The sequence below is a fragment of the Janthinobacterium sp. BHSEK genome, from assembly GCF_056174685.1.
Window position 1 is genome coordinate 18,465 of sequence record NZ_JBWBYV010000062.1, and the last position, 20,240, is coordinate 38,704.

Annotated in this window: 15 protein-coding genes; 11 read left to right on the forward strand and 4 right to left on the reverse strand. The window is 66.2% G+C overall.

Translation table 11 applies throughout. The features are described from left to right. Nucleotides 1–162: 162 nt before the first annotated feature. From AC0V2Y_RS21330 to AC0V2Y_RS21355, 6 genes are all read left to right on the forward strand, one after another. Nucleotides 163–3,342 carry an Rne/Rng family ribonuclease gene (locus tag AC0V2Y_RS21330; RefSeq protein WP_475414570.1) on the forward strand — a complete coding sequence of 1,060 codons (3,180 nt, stop codon included), beginning with the start codon at nt 163–165 and terminating at the stop codon, nt 3,340–3,342. An 88-nt stretch (nt 3,343–3,430) separates the two neighbouring features. Continuing rightward, nucleotides 3,431–4,771, forward strand: a complete 1,341-nt coding sequence (gene chrA / locus AC0V2Y_RS21335) for a chromate efflux transporter (protein ID WP_475414571.1) — start codon at nt 3,431–3,433, stop codon at nt 4,769–4,771. A gap of 29 nt (nt 4,772–4,800) precedes the next feature. Beyond that, nucleotides 4,801–5,922 carry a GTP 3',8-cyclase MoaA gene (gene moaA, locus AC0V2Y_RS21340; protein ID WP_475414572.1) on the forward strand — a complete coding sequence of 374 codons (1,122 nt, stop codon included), beginning with the start codon at nt 4,801–4,803 and terminating at the stop codon, nt 5,920–5,922. 62 nt (nt 5,923–5,984) lie between these two features. Continuing rightward, nucleotides 5,985–7,832, forward strand: coding sequence for a molybdopterin molybdotransferase MoeA (gene moeA, locus AC0V2Y_RS21345; RefSeq protein WP_475414573.1), 1,848 nt, complete (start codon nt 5,985–5,987; stop codon nt 7,830–7,832). Further along, the gene (locus AC0V2Y_RS21350) at nt 7,832–8,620 is read left to right on the forward strand and encodes a hypothetical protein (RefSeq protein ID WP_475414574.1); all 789 of its coding nucleotides are present in this window, start codon (nt 7,832–7,834) and stop codon (nt 8,618–8,620) included. Before moeA ends, AC0V2Y_RS21350 begins: the two co-directional genes overlap by 1 nt. A gap of 299 nt (nt 8,621–8,919) precedes the next feature. Next, a complete protein-coding gene (locus tag AC0V2Y_RS21355) occupies nt 8,920–9,837 on the forward strand; it encodes an MHFG family PEP-CTERM protein (protein WP_475414575.1) in 918 nt (305 codons plus the stop codon). 9 nt (nt 9,838–9,846) lie between these two features. On the opposite strand, the gene AC0V2Y_RS21360 is transcribed toward AC0V2Y_RS21355, so the two are convergent. Together AC0V2Y_RS21360 and AC0V2Y_RS21365 are read right to left on the reverse strand one after the other, a co-directional pair. After that, complete coding sequence (locus AC0V2Y_RS21360) at nt 9,847–11,223, reverse strand: DNA recombination protein RmuC (RefSeq protein WP_475414576.1); 1,377 nt, start codon at nt 11,221–11,223, stop codon at nt 9,847–9,849. 4 nt (nt 11,224–11,227) lie between these two features. After that, nucleotides 11,228–11,623 (reverse strand): group II truncated hemoglobin, encoded by a 396-nt coding sequence (locus AC0V2Y_RS21365; RefSeq protein ID WP_034785429.1) that lies wholly within the window; start codon nt 11,621–11,623, stop codon nt 11,228–11,230. A gap of 132 nt (nt 11,624–11,755) precedes the next feature. Between AC0V2Y_RS21365 and AC0V2Y_RS21370 the strand changes: the two genes are divergently transcribed. From AC0V2Y_RS21370 to AC0V2Y_RS21380, 3 genes are read left to right on the forward strand one after another with little or no spacing between them, the layout of a single operon-like run. Further along, nucleotides 11,756–13,024, forward strand: coding sequence for an MFS transporter (locus AC0V2Y_RS21370; protein ID WP_475414577.1), 1,269 nt, complete (start codon nt 11,756–11,758; stop codon nt 13,022–13,024). 12 nt (nt 13,025–13,036) lie between these two features. Continuing rightward, a complete protein-coding gene (locus AC0V2Y_RS21375) occupies nt 13,037–13,384 on the forward strand; it encodes a GIY-YIG nuclease family protein (protein ID WP_475414578.1) in 348 nt (115 codons plus the stop codon). A gap of 57 nt (nt 13,385–13,441) precedes the next feature. Next, nucleotides 13,442–13,909, forward strand: a complete 468-nt coding sequence (locus AC0V2Y_RS21380; protein WP_475414579.1) for a MarR family winged helix-turn-helix transcriptional regulator — start codon at nt 13,442–13,444, stop codon at nt 13,907–13,909. Between the two features lie 6 nt (nt 13,910–13,915). Here AC0V2Y_RS21380 and cqsA read toward each other — a convergent pair whose 3' ends face one another. Beyond that, the gene (cqsA, locus tag AC0V2Y_RS21385) at nt 13,916–15,160 is read right to left on the reverse strand and encodes an alpha-hydroxyketone-type quorum-sensing autoinducer synthase (protein ID WP_475414580.1); all 1,245 of its coding nucleotides are present in this window, start codon (nt 15,158–15,160) and stop codon (nt 13,916–13,918) included. Between the two features lie 164 nt (nt 15,161–15,324). On the opposite strand from cqsA, the gene AC0V2Y_RS21390 reads away from it, so the two are divergent. Together AC0V2Y_RS21390 and AC0V2Y_RS21395 are read left to right on the forward strand one after the other, a co-directional pair. Next, complete coding sequence (locus AC0V2Y_RS21390; RefSeq protein WP_475414581.1) at nt 15,325–16,680, forward strand: sensor histidine kinase; 1,356 nt, start codon at nt 15,325–15,327, stop codon at nt 16,678–16,680. A 3-nt stretch (nt 16,681–16,683) separates the two neighbouring features. After that, nucleotides 16,684–17,691, forward strand: a complete 1,008-nt coding sequence (locus tag AC0V2Y_RS21395; protein WP_475414582.1) for a response regulator — start codon at nt 16,684–16,686, stop codon at nt 17,689–17,691. On the opposite strand, the gene AC0V2Y_RS21400 is transcribed toward AC0V2Y_RS21395, so the two are convergent. Beyond that, nucleotides 17,688–20,219 (reverse strand): ABC transporter permease, encoded by a 2,532-nt coding sequence (locus tag AC0V2Y_RS21400; protein ID WP_475414583.1) that lies wholly within the window; start codon nt 20,217–20,219, stop codon nt 17,688–17,690. The genes AC0V2Y_RS21395 and AC0V2Y_RS21400 overlap by 4 nt on opposite strands. Between the last annotated feature and the right edge of the window lie 21 nt (nt 20,220–20,240).

Here is a 20,240-nt window from a genome sequence, read left to right on the forward strand (position 1 = left end):
CACCGCGCCTGTTGCGGCCGTAACGTATACCTCGTACGCGTTGTTGCTCCGCACGCTAAGGCATTTCCCCCGCCAGCACTCCCGTTCTCGCATATATCCCTGTACTTCGCCGCTTCCCCGGAAGCGGCTTTGAGATGGCCTACGGGTCGCGGAGTTATAAAAATGAAACGCATGTTGTTTAATGCCACGCAGCAAGAAGAACTGCGCGTAGCGATTGTCGACGGACAAAAACTGATCGACATCGATATCGAGACAGCCGGGCGCGAACAGCGCAAATCCAACATCTACAAGGGCGTGATCACGCGCATCGAGCCATCGCTCGAAGCGTGCTTCGTCAGCTATGGCGAAGACCGCCACGGCTTCCTGCCTTTCAAGGAAGTTGCCCGCACGTATTTCCGCGAAGGCGTCGACGTACGTAACGCCTCCGTCAAGGAAGCGCTGCGCGAAGGCCAGGAAATCATGGTGCAGGTGGAAAAGGAAGAGCGCGGCAACAAGGGCGCCGCCCTGACTTCGTTCGTCTCGCTGGCCGGCCGTTACCTGGTCTTGATGCCGAACAACCCGCGTGGCGGTGGCGTATCGCGCCGCGTGGAAGGGGAAGAGCGCCAGGAATTGCGCGAAACCATGGATAAACTGGACTTGCCTGCTGGCATGTCCGTGATTGCCCGCACCGCCGGCATCGGCCGCAACGTCGATGAACTGCAGTGGGACTTGAATTACCTGATGCAACTGTGGCGCGCCATCGAAGGCGCCGGCAAGTCGGCCAACGGCGCGTTCCTGATCTACCAGGAATCCTCGCTCGTCATCCGCGCCATCCGCGACTACTTCCAGCCCGACATCGGCGAGATCCTGATCGACACCGACGAGATCTACGACCAGGCGCACCAGTTCATGAGCCACGTGATGCCCGACATGGTGCACCGCGTAAAACGCTACAGCGACGACGTGCCGCTGTTCTCGCGCTTCCAGATCGAACACCAGATCGAAACGGCCTACAGCCGCACCGTGCCGCTGCCATCGGGCGGTGCCATCGTCATCGACCACACGGAAGCGCTGGTCTCCGTCGACGTCAACTCGGCCCGCGCCACGCGCGGCTCGGACATCGAGACGACCGCCTTCAACACCAACTGCGAAGCCGCCGAAGAAGTGGCCCGCCAGCTGCGTTTGCGCGACCTGGGCGGCTTGATCGTCATCGACTTCATCGACATGGAAGTGGCAAAAAACCAGCGCGAAGTGGAACAGCGCCTGAAAGATGCGCTGCACCATGACCGTGCCCGTGTACAAATGGGCAAGATTTCCCGCTTCGGCCTGATGGAACTGTCGCGCCAGCGCCTGCGCCCTTCGCTGTCCGAAGGCTCGCACGTGACGTGCCCGCGCTGCTCCGGCACCGGCCACATCCGCGATACGGAATCGTCCGCCCTGCAGGTGCTGCGCATCATCCAGGAAGAAGCGATGAAGGAAAACTCGGCCACCATCCACGTGCAAGTGCCCGTGGACGTGGGCGCCTTCCTGCTGAACGAAAAACGCGGCGAAGTGCTGAAGATCGAGAACCGCCACCGCATCGCCGTGATCCTGATCCCGAACAAGCATCTGGAAACGCCGCACTACAAGCTCGAACGCATCAAGCACGACGATCCGCGTCTGGAAGACAGCCAGGCCAGCTACAACTTGGCCGAAAGCGCTGAAACCGACATGGCGTACAGCAAGCGTCAGAAGGAAGAAGCCAAGCCGCGCCAGGAAGCCGTCGTCAAGACGATCACGCCTGACCAGCCGGCACCGCTGGTCGAGCGCAAGCCCGTCGAAGCGAAACCGGCTCCAGTGGCCGCGCCTGCCGCACCGCAAGGCCTGATCGCCAAGATCATCAGCTTCTTCACCGGCGCCCCTGCACCGGTGGCGCCAGCGCCCGCCCCTGTCGCACCGGCCAAGCCGGCCGGCACGGACCGCGGCGACCGCAACAGCCGTGGCCCGCGTGGCCGTGGCCGCAACGGCAAGCCTGGCCGCGAAGAGCGCGAACCAGGCCAGGGCCGCCCAGCCCAGGACGACGCGGCGAAAGAAGCGGAAGCACTGGAAAAGGCGGCCCGTCCGCCACGCCCGCCGCGTCCGCCACGCGAACCGCGTGAAGCCCGCGAGAACGGCGATACGGCAGCGGCACCACGCGAACGCGGTGAACGTCCTGAACGCGCGGAACGTCCCGAGCGCGCAGAGCGTCCGGAACGTGCCGAACGTCCGCCACGCCAGCCACGCGAAGGCCGCGAACCACGCGCCGACAAGGCGGTTGTTGCTGAAGTGAAAGCTGACGAACTGGCATTGGTTGGCGCCAGCGCCAGCGCCATCAACGTGGTCGTAGCGACAAACGGCCCCGAATCCGACGCCGCACCAACGAGCTTGCTGAAAGCGCCGGCGAATGCCGGCCCTGAAGGCGAAGAGACGGAAAACGACGTGGAAGGCGAAGAACCGCGCCGCCGCCGCCGTCGTGGTGGCCGCAACCGCAACCGCCGCGACCGTGAAACGGGCGAGCTGATCGAATCGGCAAATGGCGAAAACGAAGGCCAGGACGCGCCAGTGATCAGCTTTACAGTCGCTCCGGCGCCGGAAGCTGCCGCTGATGCCGCTCCGGTCGCCGTCGTGGCTGCCGCCGCGGTCGTCGCCGTCGCTGCGCCGGTGGAAGCTGCCGTCGTGGAAGTGGTCGAAGTGGTGGAAGTGGTGGAAGTAGCCAAGGTGGTGGAGATCGCCAAGGCCGAAGAAGCCGCTCCTGCCGCTGCAGCCGCGCCAGCTGCTGCACCGGTCGTAGCGCAAGCCCCTGTCGAAGTGGCTGCAGCGCAAGCTGAACCGGCCGCTGCCGAGCCGGTACCAGCTGCCGAGTACAGCTTTGCCGAGAAAGCGGAAGCCGCACCGGCACCTGCGCCAGCGCCTGCTCCAGCGGAAGTCATCGTCGAAGCGGCACCGGTCGTGGAAACGGTTGCGGTCGTGGAAACCGTCACCGTGGCTGAAGCAGCGCCAGTCGCCGAAGCGGCACCGGCCGTGGCGGAAGCCGCCCCGGTGGTTGCCGAAGTTGCTCCTGCGCCAGCACCTGTCGCTGCTCCTGCACCGGTCGTTGCTCCTGCTCCTGCACCGGTCGCTGCTCCCGCCCCGGCACCTGCCGCGCCAGCAGCGGCGCCGCTGGACTTGAACGCGGTGCTCGGTTCGGCCGGCCTGACCCTGGCTGCCACCGATCCGGAAAAACTGCGTCTGGCGCAGGAAGCGGCCGCCAAGGCAGTCGCTCCCGTGCGCAAGCCGCGCGAACGCAAGCCATTGCCGCCGCAATCGGATGAGCCGTTGATCCAGGTCAACACGCAACGTCCATAAGCGCGCCGGGTTCGCCCAGCCGCCAATGATGAAAGGGGGAGCTCAGGCTTCCCCTTTTTTACGTCCCCGCCTTTGCCAGCCAGCCGCCATGCACGAGAACGCCAACCTGCCCCGTCCCGCCCCCGTCAGCCTGCGCAGCGCCTTCTGGTACTGGCTCAAGCTGGGCTGTGTCAGCTTTGGCGGCCCGGCCGGGCAAATCGCCATGATGCATGCGGAACTGGTGGAAAAGCGGCGCTGGATTTCCGAGCAGCGTTTCCTGCACGCCCTCAATTACTGCATGCTGCTGCCGGGGCCGGAAGCGACCCAGCTGGCCATCTACATCGGCTGGCTGATGCACCGCACGCGCGGCGCCCTGGTGGCGGGCCTGCTATTCCTGCTGCCCTCGCTGCTGGTGCTGATCGCCCTGTCCTGGCTCTACATGGCGTATGGCCACGTGGCCGCCATCGCCGGCATCCTGTACGGCATCAAGCCGGCCGTCGTCGCCATCGTGCTGGCGGCCGCCTGGCGCCTGGGCCGGCGCACCTTGCGCAGCCCCGCCCTGATGGCCATCGCGGCGGCGGCATTTGTCGCCATCGCCGTGCTACAGCTGCCATTTCCCTTGATCGTGCTCGCCGCCGCCCTGCTGGGCATGGCGGGCGGGCGCTGGCTACCCACCCATTTTCAAGCCGGCGGCACGCAACATGGCGGTGCGGCCCGCTATGGTGCCGCCCTGATCGATGACGACACGCCCACGCCGCAGCACGCGCAGCTCAAATGGCCGCGCCTGCTGGCCACCTGCGCGCTGGGCCTGGCGCTGGCTTTCGTCACCTGGCTGGGCCTGGCGCTGGCGGGCGGGGCCGACCGGCCGCTGGCGCAGATGGGCGTGTTTTTCAGCAAGGCGGCCCTGCTGACGTTCGGCGGCGCGTATGCCGTGCTGCCCTACCTGGTGCAGGGCGCCGTCGATCATTACCACTGGATCACGAGCGCGCAGATGATGGATGGCCTGGCCCTGGGCGAAACGACGCCCGGCCCCCTGATCATGATCGTCGCCTTCATCGGCTTTGTCGGCGGCTGGAGCCATGCCGTGCTGGGCAGCAACCTGTGGCTGGCGGGCATGTGCGGCGCGCTGGTCGCCAGCTGGTTCACCTTCCTGCCCTCGTTCATCTTCATCCTGGCTGGCGCACCGCTGGTGGAAGCGTCGCGCGGCAATCTGCGCCTGAGCGCGCCCCTGAGCGCCATCTCGGCGGCCGTGGTGGGCGTCATCGCCAGCCTGGCCTTGTTCTTTGGCCGCCATGTCTTCTGGCAAGAAAGTCTGCTGCCCCACTGGGACTGGCTGGCCCTCGTCATCGCGCTGGCGGCCGGCGTGGCGCTGATCAGGTTTCAAATGGGAACCATCAAATTGCTGCTCGCCTGTGCCATCTTCGGCCTCGTGCTATCGTATCTGCCTTGAACGACTTAACGTAAGCGGTATCACCTTTCATGGCTGACAAGATTATCTACCTCGCCGAGGCCCGCAATGGGGCACCGGCGATACCCGACCGGCTGGAAAGCCCCAGCGGCAGCGTGGCCGACAGCCTGGGCCGGCCCCTGCACGATCTGCGAATCTCGATTACCGACCGCTGCAATTTCCGTTGCGTGTACTGCATGCCCAAGGACGTGTTCGACAAGAACCACGTGTATCTGCCGCACACGGATTTGCTGTCGTTCGAGGAAATCACGCGCGTGGCGCGCCTGTTCGTCGCGCACGGCGTGGAAAAGATCCGCCTGACGGGCGGCGAGCCGCTGCTGCGCAAGAATATCGAAAAACTCATCGCCATGCTGGCCGCACTGCGCACGCCGTCGGGCCAGCCGCTGGACCTGACCCTGACGACCAACGGTTCCTTGCTGGCCAGAAAGGCGCAAGCACTCAAGGACGCGGGCCTGAACCGCGTCACCGTCTCGCTCGACTCGCTCGACGACGCCACCTTCAAGCGCATGAACGACGTCGATTTCGCCGTGGCCGACGTGCTGCACGGCATAGCTGCCGCCCACGCGGCGGGCCTGGGCCCGATCAAGATCAACATGGTCGTCAAGGCCGGCATGAACGAGCAGGAAATCGTGCCCATGGCGCGCCACTTCAAGGGCACGCCCTACATCCTGCGCTTCATCGAATACATGGACGTGGGCGCCTCGAACGGCTGGAACTTGCAGGAAGTCATCCCGTCGGCCGAGGTGGTGCGCCGTATCGGCGAACACATGCCCTTGCTGCCCATCGACCCGAACTACACGGGCGAGACGGCGGCGCGCTGGCGTTATGCCGATGGCGGCGGCGAAATCGGCCTCATTTCCAGCGTCACGCAAGCGTTCTGCGCCGACTGCAGCCGCGCCCGCCTCTCGACCGAGGGCAAGCTGTACACGTGTCTGTTCGCCAGCAGCGGCCACGACTTGCGCAGCCTGCTGCGCGGCGGCCGCAGCGACGCGGAAATTTCCTCGGCCGTGGCGCAATTGTGGCGCGGCCGCGGCGACCGCTATTCGCAATTGCGCACCAGCCAGACGGATTTGACAGGCGGCGCGCTTGAGCACGGTAAAAAGAAAGTGGAAATGTCGTACATCGGCGGCTGAATCAGGGGCGGTACACGCCCCGCGCTGCTACCATGGCGCATGCACCCATTTTTCTACCTGACATGATCAATACACACGACATTACCGGCCTGGTCCTGGCCGGCGGCCTCGGCACGCGCATGGGCCGCAGCGACAAGGGCATGCTGTCCCTGCATGGCCAGCCTTTGGCGCGCCACGTGCTGCAGCGCCTGGCGCCGCAAGTGGGCCAGCTGGCCATCAGCGTCCACGCCGATGCCGGCGATTACGCACGCTTCGGCGTGCCCGTGTGGCCGGACGCGCTGCCGGGCCAGCTGGGGCCGCTGGCCGGCTTGCACAGCGGCATGCAGCACGCCGGCACGGCCTACCTGCTGACCGTGCCGTGCGACTCGCCCCTGCTGCCGCCCGACCTGGCAGCGCGCCTGGCTGCCGGTTTGACGCAGGACAATGCCGACCTGGCCATCGCCGTCACCGAAGAGCTTGATCCGGCGACGGGATCGACCGTGCGCCGCCCCCATCCCGTCTTTTGCCTGGTGAAAACATCGGCCCTGCCCCAGCTCGATGCCTACCTGCGCGGCGGGGAGCGCCGCATGCGCACCTGGCACGGCCCCCTGAAGCTGGCCGAAGTGCTGTTCGAGGATGGCGGCGCGTTTGGCAACATCAATACGCCGGACGAGCTGGCCGCCCTGCAGGCACAAGGCCTGTCCGTGCCGCTGGCGCAAGCCATCCTGGCCGACAGCGTCACGCCCGTGGCCGGGATCGAGGAATTGCCGCTGCCGCAAGCGCTCGAGCGCATGCTGGCGGCCGACATCGTCTCGCCCATCAGCGTGCCCGCGCACGACAATTCCGCCATGGATGGTTATGCGCTGCACGGGGCTGACCTGGGCGGCGACGCGCCAGTGACGTTGGCCGTGGTCGACACCATCCTGGCGGGCCGCCCCGGCACCGTCAAAGTGGGGCGCGGGCAATGCGCGCGCATCATGACGGGCGCCGTCATGCCCGACGGCTGCGACAGCGTGGTGCCGCAGGAACTCGTGCTGCAAGCCGATGAAACCAGTATCACGCTGGCGCCGGACTGCATCCGTCCCGGCGACAACCGCCGTTTCAAGGGCGAAGACTTGATGCAGGGCCAGCCGGCCCTGCTGCAGGGCAAGCGCCTGGGCCCGGCCGAGCTGGGTCTGCTGGCCTCTCTGGGCATCGCCACGGTGCCCGTGCGCCGCCGGCTGCGCGTGGCCTTCTTTTCCACCGGCGACGAATTGCGCTCGCTCGGCGAACAACTCGACGCCGGCTGCATCTACGACAGCAACCGCTACACGCTGCTGGGCATGCTGAGCCGCCTGGGCTGCGACGTGCTCGACATGGGCATCGTCAAGGACAATCCGCAAGCGCTGGAAGCGGCCCTGCGCGGCGCCTGCGCCAAGGCCGACGTCATCATCACCTCGGGCGGCGTCTCCAGCGGCGCGGCCGATTTTACGCGCGAGATCCTGGCGCGCCTGGGCGACGTGGCCTTTTGGCAGATCAACATGCGCCCGGGCCGCCCCATGGCCTTTGGCCGGATTGCCAGCGAGGGCGACACGGCCTTGCTGCTGGGCCTGCCCGGCAACCCCGTGGCCGTGATGGCGGCGTTTTATTTCCTCGCCCGCCCCACCCTGCTGCGCCTGATGGGCGCCGACGCGGACACGGCCGCCCTGCCCCTGCTGCAGGTGGCGGCGCAGGCACCGATCCGCAAGAAGCGGGGCCGCACGGAATACCAGCGCGGCATCGTCGAGCGGGGCGCGGACGGGTGCCAGCACGTGCGCGTGACGGGCGCGCAAGGCTCGGGCATCCTGCGCTCGATGACGCAAGCCAATTGCATGATCGTGCTGCATGAGGCGCAAGGCCACGTGACCACGGGCGACTTGGTCGATATCGTCCTATTCCATGGGTTGACCTGATGAAACATCTACTTCTGACGCTGGCCCTGCTGCAGGGCATGGCGGCGTACGCTGGCGGAGTCCACAGCAATGGCTACACAGTGCGCTTCGACGAGCGCATCGAAATGGCGCCGGGCGACTTGCATGGCGCCACCGTGGGCCGCATCAGCATCGTGCGCGACGCCGATCAAAGTCTTGCGTGGCAGGAAAACACGCCCTTGCAGCCGGGCTGCGGCGCGATTGCGGCCGTCACCGTCCTCAACGACAGCTATGTGGCCCTGTGCGGCCACTTGGGCGGGCGCCATTACACGCAAAAGATCATCTTCATGCAAGGCAACTCGCCCGCCATGGTGAGCGTGGACCAGTTCGATTCGCCCAGTCCCGTGCGCGTGGAGCGCGACGGATCGCTGGCCATCGATGTCCTGCGGCGCGACCTGTTTCCAGGCGAGCTGACGGGTCCGCATTATTTTCCCACCGTGTACCGCTTGCACCACGACGACGCCACGTTCGGTTTCGTCCCCAGCTTTGATGGCGATGCCGCCGAGCGCTACTGGCAACACTATCGCGCCAAGCGCCAGGCGGCGCCGGAGGCGGAGGTACTACCGGAACTACTGGCATCGCTGCTGGCCGCGCAGGCTGGCAAGCAGCCCATCTGCACCGAGCTGGCCACGCTCGCCGCGGATCTGCAGCGTGGCGCCCAGCAGCACGATGCACAAGGTGCACGCACAGTGGTGCTCGCCTGGCTGCACAAGTTGCCGGCCATCGGCTATCCCCGCTTCGACGCACCTGCCTGCGCTGGCACTTTCTAGCGCGACAGGCGATCGGCGCTGAAGCGCCAGCTTACTCAACAGCCTTCCTCAAGCACCACCACGGCCCGCCCTGCGCGGGCCGTTTGCATTTCCCCTTCGCAATCAATTTCACCCTGTGCGGCAGCCGTTCGCCCATCGAGATAAAAAAATTAATCTTTTCCCATCAAAACAAATCAATAAACACAACACTAATTGTAATAATTTTATTTATTAGTTGATATTGAAGTTTCTTTGGTGATAACATTCGAACTTACACAGAAAAGTTCAATTTTGATATTGTTTTCACGAGGAAACTACCAATGAAACACGGCCCATGGATAGCGGGCACCTGCATGCTGGGTGCGGCAGTCATATTCGGCATGTTGTCCCTGGCGCCCCTGCCCGCCAGCGCGAAAGGCGTGGCCCGCGCCGACGTGCTCGACAACTGCAGCTGGAACCGTCCCGGCGTCGATCCGTTCATGGGCGATGTGGTCGCGGCAGTGGACCGCTATACGGATATCGCGCCGCAGGTGCGCGAACAATTGAAGGAGCGCATGCGCGCGCGCCAGTACGACGAGATCGTGGTGATCAGCCGCGACGCCATCCGCGGCAAGGGCAATTACAACGCGCGCATCAGCGAGATGCATTTCGGCCCGGGCCGCGTTTGCCGCAACGTCACGCGCGCGGGCTGGAGCGAACAGATGCAGGAACGGGGACTCGTGTATTGCGTGCAGGGCCAGTGCATCCTCGTGCCGACGATCTGCCGCAACGTCAGCCGCATCACGCAGGCGCCCGCGTCGGCGCCGCCGGCGGCCGGTGCTGCCGCTCCCGGCGGTGCCGCACCCGTTGCCGCCGCGCCCGCCTCTCCGGAAGCGGCGGGCGTGCCCGTGATCGACAATCCCGACGCCTTGCGCGGCGGCTCGTTCACGGGCGGCGCCATGCCGCCCGAGGTGGCCAGCATTCCTTTCCTGCCCTTCGATTATGTGCGTACCGTCAGCGACATCGGCCCGCCGGCCGGCACGGGCGGCGGCGGAGGAGGAGGAGGAGGTGGCGGCGGCAGGCCGCCAGACCAGGGCAGCAGCATCATCGTACCGCCCACCGTGATCCTGCCGACCCTGCCTCCCACCGGCCCGACAGTCCTGCCGGCCGTGCCGGAACCGCAAACCTGGGGCATGCTGCTGGCCGGTCTGGGGCTGATCGTCTACAGCGTGCGCCGCCGCATAGCGCGGGCGGCCTGAGGCGGCGCGCTACTCGCCGTCGCCGGCACCGCCGTCCGCCTTGCCCAGCAGCAAGGCCGCCGCCTCGCCGGGCAAGGCTTCCACGGATTTCAGCTTGCGCGCCATCTGCCGGCTGCGCACTTCCGCGCTTTCGATGTTCTTCGCCGCCTTTTCCAGGGTCAGCCGGGTTTGCGACAGCACGTCGCCGAACTTGCCGAATTCCGTCTTGACGGCGCCCAGCACCTGCCACACTTCGGACGAGCGCTTTTCCAGCGCCAGGGTGCGGAAACCCATCTGCAGGCTGTTGAGCAAGGCCGTCAGGGTGGATGGCCCGGCGATGCTGACCCGGTGCACGCGCTGCAATTCGTCGGCCAGTCCCGGGCGGCGCAGCACTTCCGCATACAGGCCTTCCGTGGGCAGGAAGAGGATGGCAAAGTCGGTGGTCTGCGGCGGCGCCAGGTATTTCTCGGCGATGGTTTTCGCCTCGCCCCGCACGGCCCGCTCCAGCTCGCGGCCGGCCAGGGCCACGCCTTCCGCATCGGCCCGCTCGGCTGCCTCGACCAGGCGTTCGTATTGTTCCTTGGGGAATTTCGCGTCGATGGGCATCCACACGGGCGCGCCGCCCTCCACCATGCCCGGCAACTTCAAGGCGAACTCCACGCGCGCGCCGGTCCCAGGCACCGTTTCCACGTTCTTCGCATACTGGTCGACAGTGAGTACCTGCTCCAGCAGCATTTCCAGCTGCACCTCGCCCCACGTTCCCCGCGTCTTGACGTTGGTGAGCACCCGCTTCAAGTCGCCCACGCCCAGCGCCAGCTGCTGCATCTCGCCGAGTCCCTGGTGGACCTTTTCCAGCCGCTCCGACACTTGCTGGAACGAGGCGGAAAGCCGCGTTTCCAGGGTGGCGTGCAGTTTCTCGTCGACCGTCTTGCGCATTTCTTCCAGGCGCGCGCCATTGTCGGCCTGCAAGTCGCGGATCTTGTTTTCCAGCGTGGCGCGCACTTCCAGCATGCGCTGCGCATTCGATTCCGTCAGCTGGGCCAGGGTTTGATTGGTGCTCTCGGCAAAGCGCGCCAGGCTTTGCGCCTGTTCTTCGCGCCCGACTTTCCCCTGCGCCTGCATCTGCGTGCGCAGGCTGTCAAGCTGTTGCAGGATCGCCGCCTGAAATTGCGCCAGGCCGGCCGCCAGGTCTTGCCGCGTGGCTTGCGCCGACGCCTGCAATTGCAGCCGCACTTCGCGCTCGACCCGGTCGATGCGTTCCAGGCTTTGCTGCTGGTGCTGCTGCACCAGCGCCAGGGTGGTGGCGCCATCGCCGGCCGCGCCACGGGGGCGCAGCAGCAGCAAGAGCAACAAGACGATGGCGGCGATGGCGGCGCCCAGCAGGCTGTAGAACTCGATAGGGCTCATGGGATCAGTCAGGTTTGTTGCGCATCCAGTCGGCCGTCTGATAGAACGATTCCATCAGGCGCACGCGCAAGGATTCTTCGATGCCCGTGTCTTCCATGGCCCAGGCCATGGCGCGCAGCCACTGGTCGCGCTCGCTGGTGCCGATGGCATACGGCAAATGACGGGCGCGCAGGCGCGGGTGGCCGAATTTCTCGATATACAAATCCGGCCCGCCCATCCAGCCCGTCAGGAAGAAATACAGCTTGTCGCGCGAACCGTCCGTCGAGGGCGGATGCATGACGCGGATGCCGGCGAACTCGGCTTCGAGTTCCATCAGGTCATAAAAACGGTCGACCATTTCGCGCAGCACGGGGGCGCCGCCGATGGTCTCGTACAGGGTGGGGGCAGTGGTATCAGTCATGGCCGCCATGATAGCGCAAGCGCTGTCGGCCCACGCGGCGCCGGCCATATCTGCCTCAATAAATGGCAATATACTTGACTACTCAAGCTTTTATCAACTACTATGCAATTTTTAAACATGGACAAGACGAACATGCCAACCGCCACAGACACTGATTTGCTGCGCAATACCAACTTCCGCTGGCTGCTGGGCGGCGGACTCGTCTCCATGCTGGGCGACCAGTTCAGCCTGCTGGCCCTGCCCTGGCTCGTACTGAGCCTGACGGGCGATAGCCTCAGCTTGGGCATCGCCGTGGCCCTGATGGGCGCCCCGCGCGCCGTGCTCATCTTGCTGGGCGGCACCATCGCCGACCGCTACTCGCCCCGGCGCGTACTGCTGATCAGCAAATATGCGAACGCCGCCATCCTGCTGGCACTGGCGGGACTGCTGTGGCTGGACCAGGCCAGCCTGGCGCTCGCGTATGCGGCCGCGCTGGCACTGGGCATCGCATCCGCCTTCGGCATCCCGGCCGGCACAGCCATCCTGCCGCAAGCCGTGCCGGCAGCATCGTTGCAGAAAGCCAATGGCTTGCAGATGGGTGTGCGCCAACTGTCCCTGCTGGCCGGTCCCCTGCTGGCAGCGCTCGTGCTGGGCGCCCACGATGGCGGGCAGCACACCTCCATGGCGGCACTGGCCGTCGCGTTTGCCATCGATGCGCTGACGTTTGTGTTTTCCGCCTGGACCTTGCGCCAAGTCAGGCTGCGGCCCCTGGCTGCGGCTGCCGCGCCGCAAGGCATGTGGCGCGATATGGCGGCGGGCCTGGCCATGGTGTGGCGCGACTTGCCTCTGCGCAGCTGTTATGCCTACTGGGCGGTTGTAGCCTTCTTCGTCATGGGGCCGCTGCAAGTGGCCTTGCCCGTGCTGGCCAGCGAGCGCCTGCACGGCGCCACAGCGCTGGGCTTGCTGCTGGGCACGCACGGCGCCGGCACCTTGGCCGGCATGCTGTCCTCCAGCCTGGGCGGCGTCAGGCTGCGCCGCCATTTCGGCGCCACCTTGCTGCTCGTCGACGCTGTCGTGGGCTGCCTGCTGATGGCGCTGGGACAGATCAGCACGGCCTGGCAGGGCGCGGCCTTGCTGGCCGTCACGGGTCTGCTGTCCGGCTATGTGCAGGTGGCCATCTTTACGTGGATACAGCGGCGCGTGGCGCCCGCCATGCTGGGCCGGGCGATGGCGCTGTTCATGGGCATCTTCCTGGGACTGGCGCCCCTGTCGGCGGCAGCCACGGGCGCGCTGCTGCGCCACCTGAGCGTGGGCGAGCTGTTCTGCGGCGGCGGCGCCCTGCTGCTGGCGGCCGCCATCGCCGCCGCCCTGTTCACGGATATTGCCCACATCGCAACCACCGATTACGTCACCCAAGCTTAAGGAAATCACAACATGGATAAAACACAGCAAGCAGCCTTGAAAGCAGCTTACCGGCAACAAGCGCCCGCGCTGGGCATCCTCGCGCTGCGCCACCTGCCCAGCGGATGCACCCTGCTCGAACGCAGCCGCAACGCGCCCGGCACGCTGAACCGCCACCGCTTCGAACTCACGCTGGGCACGCACCGCAACGCCCGCCTGCAGGCGGACTGGCGGCGCGACGGTGCGGCGGCTTTCCGCTTCGACATCATTGACACCGTCGATCAATCCGACGATCCCGCCTTCGATGCGGACGCCGAGCTGGCCGCCCTGCTGGCCCTGCACCGGGCGCAACTGCTGGAACAAGGGCAATCCCTGTATTGAGCGGCCATGCTTTACACTTGCGCACTCAAGCACTGCGCAGCCAACACAAGGAAAACCATGACCGATCACCCTTCCCCGCCGCCGGACGGCGCCAGCGCGCTGGACTTTTGCCTGCGCCTGGCGCGCGCCCAGGCGCTCATCGTGCGCCGCTTCGACAGCATCCTGGGCAATCTGCATGGCCTGAGTTTCAGCGATTACCAATTGCTGTACCACTTGCAGCGGGCGCCCGGCGGGCGCCTGCGCCGCATCGACCTGGCCGAGCGCCTGGCGCTGACGGCGTCCGGCATCACGCGCTCGCTGATGCCGCTGGAAAAGATCGGCCTGGTGGCGCGCCAGGCCGACCAACGCGATGCGCGCGTCGGCTATGCCGCCATTACCGAGGCGGGACTGGCATTGCTGGCGCACGCGCATACGACGGCGCAGGCGCTGGGCCAGGAATTGCTGGGCACCGCCAGCGCGGACCAGCTGGCGCCCCTGTCCATGCTGCTGGGCACGATCGCCGGCAAGCAGCCCGCCAACGGCTGACGCGCGCTACACCAGCGCCAACTTGCGCAGGCGCCGCGTCGATGGCCAGCGCGCCATGCCCGTCTCGTCGCGGATGGCGGCGCAGGCGGCCAGCACCCTTGCGCACTCGTCCTCGCGCAAGCCCGCGTTCAGGGTCAGGCGCACCAGCGAACGGTTCTTCGGCGTGGCCGGCGCACAGAAGACGGCGCCGTAGATACCGCGCCGCTCCAGCGCCTTGCGCAGGAGCAAGGTATCGGGTTCGCTGCCCGCTTCCAGCGCAATGATCTGCTCGGTGCCATCGCTGACGTTGTAGCCGAGATCCATCAAGCCCTGGCGCAGCTGCACGCTGTGGCGGCGCAGGGCGGCACGACGGGCGTCGGCGGCGCGGATGAAATCGAGCGCCGCATCGAACCAGGCCAGCTCGTGTTCCAGCAGGCAGGAACTGAAGATGGCGGGCCGCGAGGCGGACAAAAAATATCCCTTGAAACGGGCCGAACAGGTAATCAGCCCCGCCCGGCCCGCGAACGCCTTGGCCAGCGACGCCGTGCGGAAATGCACGCGCCCGGCCAGGTCCAGCTCCACCACCAGGCCCGCGCCCTGCGGCCCGTGCGTGCCCAGCGAGTGCGACTCGTCGACGATCAGCATGCTGCCGCTGCGCTCGGCGATTTCCACCATGTCCAGCAAGGGCGCCACGCTGCCGTTGGTGCTGTACAGCGCATCGACGACGATGATGCCGGGGCCGTGCTTGTCGAGCTGGCGCTGCAGGTGGGCGCCATCGTTGTGCAGGAAGGCGACGGGCACGGCTTGCGCCGATTGCACGCCCTCCCACAGCGAAGCGTGCGCCTGCATGTCCAGGTACACGGGAATGCCGGGCCCGGCCAGGCTTTGCAGCAAGCCCACATTGGCGGCCCAGCCCGACTGCGCCAGCACGCACGCTTCGCTGCCGAGAAAATCCGCCAGCTTGCGTTCCAGCCGGTGCTGGCGGCTGCCTTCCTGCAGGAACACGGACGACATCAGCATGGCGCCGCCGTCCTGCAAGACGCGCGCCTGGGCCGCCAGCAGGGCCGCCTCGCCGGCGATGTTCAGATAGTCATTGCCAGCGAGCATCACGGCACCTGCCGGCACAGCTTGCCATTCGTGCAGGTGTTCGCCGCCAAGCAGCTTCTCGACGCGCTCGACGTAGTGCTCATCCATGCGCGCGCGCACGAAGGCAGGCATCAGCTGCTCGGCGTGGATGGCGCGGGACGACAGGGGGGAAATGGCGTGTGACATAGGGACTCCTGATTGGTTGCGGTGGGAACTACCGCGTCCAACATGCGCGAGCCATCCGGCAAGAGATTGATACAGCTCAACAGTTATGCCGATATTCTGCTGATAGGGCGGGAACCCGCCGATGATGTTGTATTGACACGCCTCAACGAACACGCCCCCTGACCATGATGCATGCGCAGTCCCCTTCCGGAATACGGTGGCAAGGCAAGCTGCTCCAGCCTTTCCTGCATTTCCACGACGCCATCGAACACACGCCCGTGCGGCGCGCCCAGGTGCGCGCCCTGGCGCTCATCGGTGCGCTGGGCATGCCCCTGTACTACGCGCTATGGCATTATTTCTTTCCGCAAGAATACGAATCGCTGCTGCTGCGCACCGTGGCGGCGCTGCTGTTCCTGCCCGCGCTATGGCCTGACCGCGTCAGCAACACCTGGTTCAGCGTCTACCTGTTCCTGGGGCTGACCTTCGAACTGCCGTTTTTCTTCACGTATATGTTCCTGATGAACCACGCTTCGGCGCTGTGGGTACATTCGCTGCTGGTGGCGCTGATCGTGCTGTTTCACTTCGATACGCGCATCGCCGTCCTCGCCTACCTGAGCGGCACCGTGCTGGCCTGCCTGGCGTTTGCCGTGGCCGGCGATCCCGCCTTTTTGCTCAGCCGCGACGTCTTGCAGCAATTGCCCGTGCACTGGTTCACGATTGCCGTGCTGTCCGTCGTCAAGGTGGGGCGCCATGTGGGTGCGCAGGAAAAGCTGGCCGGACTGGCTGCCGGGCTGGGCAGCGTGGCGCACGAATTGCGCACGCCCCTCGTCAGCGTCGAGGCGAACGTGCGCGGGCTGCAACGGGGGCTGCAGCAAAGGGGGCCGCAAAGGGGGCAGCATGGGGAGCAGCAAAACCCGCAAGGCCAGCCGCCCGATGCGGACAGCCTGGACGCGCTGGCGCGCATCCGCTTCGAAGTGCGCCATATGCACCACATGATCGATCTGTTCCTGCTCAGCGCCAGCGCCGTCAACCGCAAGCTCGAAGCGAACGAGACGGTCGCCATGCACGACAGCGTGACGGCCGTCCTGCGCCGCTACCCGTTTACCAGCACGGCGCAGCGCGACATCGTCAAGGTCGACGTGCGCGCCGACTTCAGCTTTTCCGGCCAGTCCGAACTGTGCGTAGTCATCCTGCTGAACTTGCTGCGCAATGCCTTGAAAGGCATCCAGCGCGCCGGCAAGGGCCGCGTGCGTATCGTCATCGATGGCGCGCGGCCCGTGCCGCGTCTGCTGTTCATCGATACGGGCTGCGGCATCGCGGCCAGCCGATTGCCGCTGATCTTCGACCGTTTCTATTCCTATCCCTCGCACAACGGCAGCGGCATCGGCCTGGCCCTGTGCCGGCAAATCATGCAAGCCTGGCATGCGCGCATCAGTTGCGTCGCGCGCGAAGGCGCGTATGCCATCTTCGTGCTGGAGTTTCCGCAGACACACGCCAGCACCAGGCACAGCCGTTTTCCATCCATCCACCGCGCGAGGTGACGCATGCAACTGCCCGTCTACACCCATCCGACCCTGACCGTATTGATCGACGACAGCGATTCCTTCCTGAAAAGCCTGGCGTTCCAGCTCGATCCCGGCCTGGCGCGCAAGACGTTCCACGACACCAGCAGCGCGCTGCACTGGCTGCGCCACAGCACGCAGCCGGGCGAAACGCCGCTGCACGTCAACTTCGACACGCAAAACCTGCCGCCCGACCAGTGCAACGTGGCGCTCGACATCGAACGCATCTGGCGCATCAGCGGCCAGGCGCAGCGCTTTGCCGTGCCCTCCGTGCTGGTGGTCGATTATTCGATGCCGCAGATGAATGGCCTGGAATTTTGCCAGGCCGTGCGCGACTTGCCGTGCAAGAAGATTTTATTTACAGGCGCGGCCGACGAAAAGGTGGCCGTGACGGCCTTCAACCGGGGCTTGATCGACCGCTACATCAAGAAGAGCGACGACGATGCGCTCGACATCCTGGAGCAGGAAATCGTCAGCCTGCAAGGCGAATTCTTCCTGCAGCAAACGGAGACCGTGCGCGACCTGCTGATGCTGCACGACTACAGTTTCCTGCAAGACGAGGCGCTGGCCGCCGTGGTGCACGAGCTGTGCAAGCGTCACGGCTTCGTCGAGTTCTATATCTTTCCCAATCCCAGCGGCATCCTGTTCTTCACGCGCGACGGCCACGCCAAGCTGATGATCATCGAGACGGAGCGCAGCCTGCACACGCAGTACGAAATGGCGCGCGACAGCGACGCACCGGGGTCGCTGCTGCTGGCCCTGCTGGAAATGCGCGTGATCCCGTATTTTTCCGACGCCGACAGCGATGGCATGTATGCGGCGCACATCGGCGAAAACTGGTTCCGCTATTGCGCCGCCCCCACCATCTGCCTGGGCCGCGTGACGTATTTCTGGGCCCTGTTCGACGTGCCGGCGCACCAGCTGGGGCAGCCGGTCATGTCCTACGCGCAATTTCTACGCGCGGGCGCGGGCGACAGCGTCAGTGTTTAGCCTTCCCGTAAGGTCTGCAGCGGCGGATGTTTCAGGACATTGCGCAAACCCAGCCAGCCTCCGGCGATGGCGCACAGGGCGCCGGCCAGCAGGCCGAAGGCCCACACGCCCGGTGCGAAGCTCCAGGCGAACTTGAACTGGTACGTGGCCAGGGCCCAGCCCATGGCGGCCGCGCCCGAGGCGGCCAGCAGGCCGGCCAGCGCGCCGACGAGGGAAAACTCGATCAGCTGCGCCTGGGCCAGCTGGCGCCGCGTGGCGCCCAGGGCGCGCAGCAGGCCCGCTTCGCGCGTACGCTCGTCCTGCGAACCCATCAAGGCCGCATACAGCACCAGCAAGCCCGAGGCCAGGGTAAAGGCAAACAGGAATTCGACGGCCGTCACCACCTGGTCCAGCACGCCCTGGATCTGTTTCAGCACGCCGCCCACGTCGACCACCGTCAGGTTCGGATACTCGCGCAGCAGGGCGTTGCCCAGGTCCGCCTGCGCTGGCGGCAGGTGAAACGCCGTGATCCACGTCTGCGGCGTGTCCGCCATGGCGGCCGGATTGATGATGACAAAGAAGTTGACGCGCATCGAGCCCCATTCCAGCTTGCGCAAACTCGTGATCGCCGCTTCCACGGGCTGACCGGCGATGTCGAAGCGCAGCTTGTCGCCCAGTTTCAGCTTCAAGGTCTTGGCGATGCCCTCTTCCACCGACGCCTCCGCCGATGCGCCGGGCTTGTCGCTGAACCACTTGCCGGCCACGAGCTTGTTTTCCTCCTGCATGGCGGCCATCGTCGACAGATTGAATTCGCGGTCGGCCAGGCCCTTGGCGCGGTCATCCTCGTACGTGCTTTCCGTGATGGCGTTGCCGTTCACGGCCACCAGCCGGCCCCGTATCATCGGATACAAGGGCGCATTGGCCACGCCGGCCTGCGCCAGGCGCGCGGCGATCGGGTCTTTCTGCTCGGGCAGGATATTGATCATGAAGCGGTTCGGCGCATCGGGCGGCGTGGCGTTGCGCCAGGCCACCATCAGGTCGCCCCGCACCACCGTCAGCAGCAGCAAGGCCATCAGGCCCAGGGCCAGCGACACCACCTGGATGACGGTGGCGCCCGGCCGGCGCTGCAAGGACGTGACGGCGAAGCGCCAGCCCTGGTGCTTGAAGGCGCCGCGCAGGGTTTTCAGCGACTTGATGCCCAGCCAGCCGGCCAGGGCGAACAGGCCGAAGCCGCCGAGGAAACCGGCCGCCGTCAGCAAGGCCAGTTTCACGTCGCCCGCCTGCCACAAGAGCAGCACGACGAAGGCGGCGATGCCGAGCCCGTAGGTGGCCAGGGCCAGCGCCTGCGGCGGCTCCTGTTCGCGGCGGATCACGCGGTTATGGGGGACATTGCGCAACTGCAAAATCGGCGGCAGGGCAAAGCCCAGCAAGAGCAGCATGCCGGTGGCCACGCCCTGCAGCGCGGGCAGCAGGGACACGGGCGGCAAGTCGCTCTGCACCAGCTTGCCCAGCAGCTCCAGCAGCACCAGGTGGCCGCCGAAGCCCACCAGCACGCCGATCACGCTGCCCACCAGGCCGACGAGCAGGAATTCGATCACGTACATGGCCGTGACCTGGTTTTGCGTCAGGCCCAGGCAGCGCAGCATGGCGCAGGCATCGAGGTGGCGCAGCATGAAGCGGCGCGCCGCCATCGCCACGGCGACGGCCGCCAGCATGGCCGACAGCAGGCCGACGAGCGACAGGAAACGGTCGGCGCGGTCCAGGGTCGACTGCATCTGCGGGCTGCCCGATTCCAGCGATTCGATGCGCACGCCTTTGATGGACTGCGCCTTGATCTGGCTTTCCAGCCAGGCTTGATATTGCGCAAGCTCGGCCGCCTTGGCGGGCGGCGCCGACAGCAGCAGCCGGTACGACACACGCGAGCCGTTCTGCACCAGCGCCGTGGCGGCAAGATCACTCAAGGGCAGCATCACTCTCGGGGCGAAATTGAGGAACGATGCACCGCGGTCCGGTTCGCTGGCGATCAGCTGCGTGACGGTAAAGGCCTTGTCGCCCAGGGTCACGGTGTCGCCCAGTTTGGCGTTCAGGCTGGACAGGATCGCCGCATCGACCCACAGCGTGCCGGGCGCCGGCACCTGATCTGTCGGCTGGCCCACGGCATCCTGCGCTTCGCTCGGTTTGGTGGTGATTTTCAGCTTGCCCCGCTGCGGGTAGCCGGGCGAGACGGCCTTGATGGACGCCAGTTGCGACAGCGACTGCTCGCCCTCGCCCGCCTGCGCCATGCTGGGAAACGTCACCGTGTCGGCCAGGATAAAACCGCGCCTCTGCGCTTCGGCGCGCCAGGCCGCATTGACGGGCTGGTCGGCGTTGATGACGAGGTCGGCCCCCAGCAGCTGGTGCGCGTCACGGTTCAGGCCCGCGCGCAGGCGGTCGACGAAGAAGCCGACGGCCGACAGGGCCGCCACGGCCACGATCAGCGCGACGAGCAGGAAACGCAGTTGCCCGGCGCGCCAGTCGCGGCCGGTCATTTTCAGGGAGAGGCGGAACATGGGCGGCGGGTCTTTATGCTG